The sequence below is a fragment of the Neoroseomonas lacus genome (assembly GCF_014644535.1).
Taxonomy (GTDB): domain Bacteria; phylum Pseudomonadota; class Alphaproteobacteria; order Acetobacterales; family Acetobacteraceae; genus Neoroseomonas; species Neoroseomonas lacus.
The window spans coordinates 74,778-82,370 of sequence record NZ_BMKW01000018.1; the positions used below are offsets into that span (position 1 = coordinate 74,778).

A 7,593-nucleotide genomic window follows, 5' to 3' on the forward strand; every position below is an offset into this window, starting at 1 on the left:
AATGGGGGCGTTCGAGACTGCGGGTTCAGGCGAATCCTGGTCCGCGGGCGGTGCCGCATGTCTCGGGAAGGTGTTTCGGCGAGGTACCCATGCGTATCCTGATGACCAATATCTGCCTCGTCGCCCGCACCGGCACGGAACTCGTGACGGTCGAGGCCGCCCTGCGCTTCGTCGCCGCCGGCGACAGCGTCGCCATCTACACGCCGCAGAAGGGGCCGACGGCGGCGGCGCTTGCCCCGCGCGGCATCGTGGTGACCGACCGCATCGGCGACCTCGACGGCTTCGCGCCCGACCTGCTGCATGGGCACCACAACGTGCCGTTCCTGGTCGCTCGCGCGGCCTTCCCCGCGGTTCCCGCGACCTGGTCCTGCCATGATTTTCGCGGCCGCTGGGACCGCCCGCCGCCAGCCCATGCGGCGCAGCTTTTCATCGCCCATTCGGCCGAGACGGCGCAACGCCTGCGCGTCGAGGGCGGCGTTGCCGAGGAGTGCATCCGAATGCTGCCGAATGCCGCCGACCTCGCGGCCTTCGCGCCGCCCGCGACCCCGCCGCCGCCACGCACGGCGCTGCTGGTCGGCAAGACGGACAAGCCCGGCGCCCAGTTGGAGGTGGCCGAGGCGCTGCGCGCGCGCGGCTGGCAGGTGACCACTGTCGGGCGTGGCCTCGGCGAGGTCGTCGCCAACCTGCCGGAACTGATGGCCGCGCATGCCGTGGTGATCAGCTCGGGCCGCGCGGCGCTTGAGGCGCTGGGGGCGGGCTGCGCGGTCATCTGCGCCGATGCGCGCGGCTTGGCGGGGTTGGTGACGCCGGACAATTTCCGCGCGTTGCGCCGGCGCAATTTCGGGGGCGCGACCTTGCTGCGCCCGCTCGACCCGGCGCTGGTCCTGGCCGAGATCGACGCGATCGACGCCGCCGAGCAGGCCGCGCTGCGCCGCATGGCAGTGCCCGAGATCGGACTGGACCTCTACATGGAGCGGCTGCGCGACATCCATGCCGAGGCGATCGGGCTCGCCGGCAGTCCGGCCACCGGCGACGCGATGCGCGGCGCGGCGATGCTCGAGAGCATGCTCGCCTCGCCGCACCCGCGCGGCTTCGGCCCCGACCAGATGCAGCGCCTGCGCGACGAGCATGCGGTTCGGCTGGCGCGGGCCGAGCGGGAGGCGCAGCGCCTGGCCCTGCGGCTGCGCCTCGCCACGCTCAGGCCGGGCGAGCGGTTGCGCATCGCCGACTGGCATGGCGGCCCCGGGCCGGCGCTGCTCGGGGCTGGCTGGACGCGGACGGAGCCGCGCCAGGTGACCATGGCCGGCCGCGCGCAGATCGATCTGGCCGAGGCGCTTGCCCAGCGGCGGCTCGCCCGCATCGTGCTGCAGCTGGTGCGCGCAGCGGGGGCGACGGATGGGACGGAGATCGAGGTGCTGGATGGCCAGCGGGTCGTCGCCCGCGTGTCGGCGCAGGGTTCGCTGGCGGTGGTCGATCTCGCCGTGGCGGATCTGACGGCCGGTGGGGCCAAGGCCTTCGCCCTGCATGCCCCAGGCGCGGCGGCGGCGAACTGGTCCCTGGCCGAGGCCGAATTGGTGGCCGGAGCGCCGCCGGCCCGCGGCTGAGGCGGGGTCAGCGCCGGCCGAACATCCGCTCCAGCGCCGGACCGTCCAGCCGCAGGACGGTGGGCCGGCCGTGGCTGCAGGTGGCCGCGCGAGGGGTGGCTTCCATCGAGCGCAGCAGCGCATCCATCTCGGCCGGGTTGAGCCGCCGCCCGGCGCGCACGCTGCCATGGCAAGCGAGCCGCGCGACTGCCGCATCGAGCCGGCGTTGCAGCGTGGCGGCCTCGCCGAGATCGGCCAGCTCCTCGGCGAGGTCGCGCAGCAGCGGCGCCGGGTCGGGATTGCCCAGCAGCGCCGGCAGGGCGCGCACCAGCACCGCGCCACCGCCGAAGCCCTCGATCTCCAGCCCGAGCCGGGCGAGGGTCTCGGCGTGTTCGACCAGCCGCATCGCATCGGTGGTGGGCAGATCCACCACGGCGGGCAGCAGCAGCGGCTGGGCGCGCACGCCGCCTTCGATGAGCTGGGTGGCCAGCGCCTCATGCGTCAGGCGTTCATGGGCGGCGTGCTGGTCGACCAGCACTAGCGCGCCGTCGGGCGCCTCGGCGATGACGTAGGTTTCCAGGATCTGGGCGACGGCGCGGCCGAGCGGATGCTGGTCCGGGGCGCGATCGCGCTGGAGTGTCGTGAGCGGCTGCGCGGCTGGTGCCAGGCCGAGGCTGCGTTGCACCGGCCAGGCGGTGGGTGGCGGGGTCAGCGGGGCGAGGGATTCGGCGAAGCCGGTGGCGTGCGGGGGCGGCGTTGCCGGACCCGGCGCGGGCATCATCGGGTCCAGCACGGGCGTCGCCGGGGTCAGCGCAGGCATCGCCACTGCCGTGCCGGCACCCACCGCCAAGGCCCGGCGCAGTGCCGAAATCACCGCGCCGCGCACCTGCTCGCCCTCGCGGAAGCGCAGTTCGGTCTTCATCGGGTGGACGTTCACATCGACGCTGTCGGGTGGGATGTCGAGGAACAGGGCGGCGGCCGGGTGGCGGCCCTGCGGGATGAGGTCGCGATAGGCGACGCGGAGCGCGACGCGCAGCAGCGGATCGCGCACCGGACGGCGATTGACCACCAGATGCTGGCCCATGGTGGTCGGCCGGGTGAAGGAGGGCAGGGCGGCGAGGCCGCGCAGGTCGAGCGCGACGCCGACCGATTCCACCGGCACCGCGGCGGCGGCGAAGCCCGGGCCGAGCACCTGGCGTATGCGGGTTTCCCAATCGGTCGCGGCGAGGGACAGCGCTTCGCGCCCGTCGCTCTCGACGCGGAAGGTGACTGCGGGCCAGGCCAGCGCCAGGCGGCGGACGGCCTCGATGGCGTGGTCGGCCTCGGTGCGCGGGTGGCGGAGGAATTTGCGGCGCGCCGGGGTGGCGAAGAACAGGTCGCGCACCTCGACCCGCGTGCCGGGGGCGCCGGCGGCGGGGGCGACGGGGCCGACATGGCCGCCCTCGACGGCGATGCGATGCGCGGCACTACCCGCCGGGCGGGAGGTGATGGACAGCCGTGCCACGGCACCGATGGAGGGCAGTGCCTCGCCACGGAAGCCGAGGGTGGCGATGCGGAACAGCGTCGCTTCTTCGGGCAGCTTGGAGGTGGCGTGGCGTTCGATGGCCAGCGCGAGGTCCTCCGCGCCCATGCCGATGCCGTCATCCTCGACCAGGATGCGGTCCATGCCGCCGCTTTCGAGCAGCACGGCGATGCGGGTGGCGCCGGCATCCAGCGCGTTCTCGACGATCTCCTTCACCGCGGCGGCCGGGCGTTCGACCACCTCGCCGGCGGCGATGCGGTTGGCGGTGGTCTCGGACAGCCGGCGGATCAGGGGCCGGGGGGACGACTCGGTCGCGGCGGCGGACATGTGAGGAAGATAGCATGCGGCCCGAAGGCTTTCCTTCCGGTGCGTGCGGCGACAGGCCATGCTGCGCGCGGAATGGTGAGCGGGGACAGGGTGGAAGCATCGGATCGACGGCCGATCGCGGCGCGCGACTTGGGCGTGACGCAGCGAATGGCGGCGGCGCTGGTAGCGCGCGGGGCCTCGCCGAACGGGATTTCCGTGGCGGGGATGGTGGCCGGGCTGGCGGCTGGGCTGGCCTTCGCGGCGGTGGCCTGGATGCCCGGGGCGGCCCCACTGTTCTGGGTGCTCGGCGCGCTGCTGGTGCAGGCGCGGCTGATGGCGAACCTGCTGGACGGCATGGTGGCGATCGGGCGCGGCGTCGCCTCCCCGGTCGGCGAGTTGTTCAACGAGGTGCCGGACCGCGTCTCGGATACGGCGGTGCTGGTCGGGCTCGGCGTGGCGGCGGGGGCGGTCTGGCTGGGGCTGGCGGCCGCACTCGCGGCGATGGCGACGGCCTATGTGCGGACCACCGCGCGGGCGGCCGGCGCGCCGTCGGATTTCGGCGGGCCGATGGCGAAGCAGCACCGCATGGCCGTGGTGACGGCGATGGCGCTGTGGTGCGCTGTGATCCCGCCGTCCTGGCGCGGCGATGCCTGGACGCCATGGGTGGTGCTGGTGGTGATCACCCTCGGCGCGCTGCTGACCGCCTGGCTGCGGCTGTCGCGCGCGGCTGCGACGCTGAGGGCCAAGGCATGATGCGCGAGGCGGTGTTCGCTCATCCGGTGACGGTCGGCATCGTCGCCGCGACCGTCGCCGTGGTGCTGGTCGCGGGCGCGGTGATCGGGGCGATGACGCTGGCCGGGCGCGGCACGCCGGAACTGCGGCGCGAGCTGTGGTTGCGTACCGGTTCGTGGTGCCTGTTGCTGCCGCTGATGATGGGGCCGGTGCTGCTGGGGCGGGAATGGGTGATCGGGGCGGTGACGCTGTTGGGGCTCGCCTGCCTGCGGGAATTCGACCGGGCGACGGGGCTGTTCCGCGAGCCGCTGGTCGCCGGGCTGGTGGTGCTCGGCATCCTCGCGGCGAATTTCGCGGCGCTCGACCATTGGTACGGGTTTTTCGTGGCGCTGTGGCCACTGACCGTTGGCGTCATCGTCATCGGCACCATCCCGCGCGACCGGCCGCAGGGTTACGTGCAGCGCGTTGCACTCGGCATCTTCGCCTACATGCTGTTCGGGGCGGGGCTCGCCCATCTGTCCTTCATGGCGAATGAGCCGGGCTACCGGCCGATCCTGCTGATGCTGCTGACCACCGTGGCATTGTCGGACGTCGCGGCCTTCACCTTCGGCAAGCTGATCGGCGGGCCGAAGCTGCTGCCGACGACCAGCCCGAACAAGTCGATCGCCGGGGCGGTGGGGTCGCTGTGCGTGACCACGCTGCTGGTAGCGACGCTGTCCTTCTTCATCTTTCGCGACACGCCGATGGCGCAGCCGCATTGGCTGCTGGTGTTCGGCGTCATTGTCGGCATCGGAGCGCAGGCGGGCGACCTGATGCTGTCCTCGATCAAGCGGGACATCGGCATCAAGGACATGGGCACCATCCTGCCGGGCCACGGCGGGGTGTTGGACCGGTTCAATTCGCTGCTGCTGGTCGCACCCGCCGCCTTCCACTTCATCCAGTTCTTCGTCGGCTTCGGCATGGGGCAGCCGGTGCGGCTGATTACGGGGGGCTGATGGAATTCAAGCTGCGCCCCGCGCGTGACCATGGGCTCGAGACCGCCGACCGGCTGCGCAGCCTGTCGCGCGAACGCGGGCTGGGCAGCCTGGTCCTGGGGCGGGCCTGGCGGGCGGCGCTGCGTGGGTATCTGGCCGCCTTTCATCGGCTGGAGGTGACGGGGCGCGAGAACCTGCCGGAGCCGCCCTTCGTGCTCATCGCCAACCACACCAGCCACCTCGATGCGCTGACGCTGTCGGGCGTGTTGCGCGGGGAGGCGGCGCGGCGCGCCCATGCGCTGGCGGCGGGGGATACGTTCTTCGGTTCGACACTGTCTTCGGCTTTCGCGGCCTATGCGGTGAATGCGCTGCCGGTCTGGCGCAAGCGGACCAAGGCGGGGGAGTTGGCGACGCTGCGGGAGAGGCTGGTCGAAGACCGGCTCGTCTACATCCTGTTCCCCGAGGGGACGCGGGCGCGGGATGGCCGCATGGCGGCGTTCCAACCGGGCATCGGCGTGCTCGTGGCGGGGACCGAGGTGCCGGTCGTGCCGGCCTTCCTCGATGGCTGCCACGCCGCCTGGCCGCCGGAGCGGCGATACCCGGCGCCGCGCAAGTTGCGGCTGGCGATCGGCGCGCCGCTGCGCTTCGCTGATGTGCCGGCGACGCGGGCGGGGTGGGAAGACGCGGCGCGGCGCTGCGAGTCGGCGGTGCGGGCGCTGATGCCGCACGCGTCCTGATTGTCCGACTGGAAACGAGCCCTCGCGCACAGCGCGCACCCCATGCCTCCCACGCCCCGCACCAGAAGACGGCATTCCAAAGGGCACGCCCCCATTGACGTTGCTTCGCAACGTCAATGGGAACCCGGGTGGGGTGGTTTGCGGGGAGGCGCCCCTCCATTCTTTCCGCTCGCGAGTCATCCAGCAGGGACCGCTGGCATGAAGCACGCGCCGCCGCGACGCTTGGCTAGGCCTTCGCCGCCAGCGCCATGCGCAATGCCGTCGCCCGGACGGCTTCGGTCCGGTTGGTCCAGCCACGGCCGAAGGTCTCGAAGGTGGACAGCGAGCGGTAGTGGTCCATCCGCCCCTGGGCGAACCTGGCGATCAGCTCCGCCGGATCGGCGGCGCGTACCGCCGCGAGGGTGATCGGCCCGACCGAACCGTCGATGGTCACGCCGGCGGCCTTCTGCAGCAGCTTGACGCTGCGCTGCGGCCCGGCATTGACGCCGAAATCGAACACCATGAGGTCGATGCCCGGCGGCAGGTCGTTGCAGCGCATCACGTTCCAGTATTTCGCGCGGTAGATCTCCTGCGCCTCGTCCTTGGTGAGGTTGCGTACGTCATCCTCGGTCACCGCCTTTTCGCGAAAGGCTTCCAGCGTCGCCTTGGTGATGCCGAGGTTGGTGGCACCGCCCGGGTCGGCCGGATTGTTCACGAAGCCGCCCTCATGCTGGAGGATTTCGGTGATGCAGACAGGGAAGTTGTCGCGGGCCGGCGCGCGTTCCGCGACAGCCGGCGGGGCAGCCGCCGCAGGGGCGGCGACAGGTAGGATGGCGGCCGGCGCGCGCGACGCCGTCTCGGCGATCGCCTGCACGCTGCGGATGGCCTGGCCCGTCTGCTCGGACTGGGCCACCTGCAGGCTCTGCGCCGCCGCATCCTTGGTGCGCGAGCCTTCGGAGGAGCCGATCCAGAAATTCACCACGGCGGTGAAGGCGGCGACCAGCGCACCGACGATGATGTTGAGGATGGAGCCGAGGAACTGATTCGTCCCCGGGTCGTACTTGGTCAGCATCAGCGTCAGCGTGACGCCGAGAAAGCCGACGGTCACCACCGTGGAGACCAGCGGGGCGCCCCAGACGGTGATATTCCCCGTGCGCGCCAGCTCCACCAGGGTGCTGCGCGCGTTCTGCGTATCGGCGAAGCGGCTCTTCAGCGCGTCGAGTTCGGCCTGGCGGGCGGCGTCGGCGGCCTCCCGCTGGAGCCTGGCCTGCTCCAACGCGATCTCGGCGAGGCGGATCTTGAGATTCGATGCGGCGGCGGGGGTCGCTTCGAGCTGCCGCTGGGCTTCGACGGGGTCGTCCGTTCCGGTGACGCTGCGCACCGCCTCGGCGACATGGCTGGCGGCGACGCCGGCCCGGTCACCGGCGATGAGCCTTGCCAGTTCCGGCACAAGGGCTGTGGCGATGGCAACGAGGGGTACAGGCATGGCTTGGGTCCTCCCGAAACGGCAGGTACTCAGGCCGGCAAGGTCGCTGTCGTAACGCGGCAGCGATCAAGCGCCGGTCGTGTCGCCGTACTTACGGCGTCGTATCGATGTAGCATGCCCGGTATCGCGGCGATATCGCGGTGAGCAGGATCACCGCGGTGCGACGGGAGGATTCAGAGTCTGTTTGGAAAGTCCCGCAGCGGCCCGCACCCCCACCCGGCCACCCACGTCAGTATCCTGGAATGGGTGGCCGGGTGGGGGTGCGGGCCGCTGC

General features: G+C 72.1%; 6 protein-coding genes. 4 read left to right on the top strand and 2 right to left on the bottom strand.

Going from position 1 to position 7,593, the window contains the following annotated elements; all coding sequences use genetic code 11:
• Positions 1–89 precede the first annotated feature (89 nt).
• The gene (locus IEY36_RS27120; protein ID WP_188972870.1) at positions 90–1,604 is read left to right on the top strand and encodes a glycosyltransferase; all 1,515 of its coding nucleotides are present in this window, start codon (positions 90–92) and stop codon (positions 1,602–1,604) included.
• Positions 1,605–1,611: 7 nt separating this feature from the next.
• On the opposite strand, the gene mutL is transcribed toward IEY36_RS27120, so the two are convergent.
• Positions 1,612–3,432 carry a DNA mismatch repair endonuclease MutL gene (gene mutL, locus IEY36_RS27125; RefSeq protein WP_188972872.1) on the bottom strand — a complete coding sequence of 607 codons (1,821 nt, stop codon included), beginning with the start codon at positions 3,430–3,432 and terminating at the stop codon, positions 1,612–1,614.
• 90 nt (positions 3,433–3,522) lie between these two features.
• Here mutL and IEY36_RS27130 point away from each other — a divergent pair, with 90 nt between their 5' ends.
• From IEY36_RS27130 to IEY36_RS27140, 3 genes are read left to right on the top strand one after another with little or no spacing between them, the layout of a single operon-like run.
• Positions 3,523–4,164 (top strand): CDP-alcohol phosphatidyltransferase family protein, encoded by a 642-nt coding sequence (locus IEY36_RS27130; RefSeq protein ID WP_229681608.1) that lies wholly within the window; start codon positions 3,523–3,525, stop codon positions 4,162–4,164.
• On the top strand, positions 4,161–5,138 hold the full coding sequence (locus tag IEY36_RS27135; RefSeq protein ID WP_229681609.1) for a phosphatidate cytidylyltransferase: 978 nt from the start codon (positions 4,161–4,163) through the stop codon (positions 5,136–5,138). The genes IEY36_RS27130 and IEY36_RS27135 overlap by 4 nt, the downstream gene beginning before the upstream one ends.
• Positions 5,138–5,854: a lysophospholipid acyltransferase family protein gene (locus IEY36_RS27140; RefSeq protein ID WP_188972876.1), complete on the top strand. Its 717-nt coding sequence runs from the start codon at positions 5,138–5,140 to the stop codon at positions 5,852–5,854. The genes IEY36_RS27135 and IEY36_RS27140 overlap by 1 nt, the downstream gene beginning before the upstream one ends.
• A 226-nt stretch (positions 5,855–6,080) precedes the next feature.
• Here IEY36_RS27140 and IEY36_RS27145 read toward each other — a convergent pair whose 3' ends face one another.
• Positions 6,081–7,319: a glycoside hydrolase family 108 protein gene (locus tag IEY36_RS27145; protein WP_188972878.1), complete on the bottom strand. Its 1,239-nt coding sequence runs from the start codon at positions 7,317–7,319 to the stop codon at positions 6,081–6,083.
• Positions 7,320–7,593 lie beyond the last annotated feature (274 nt).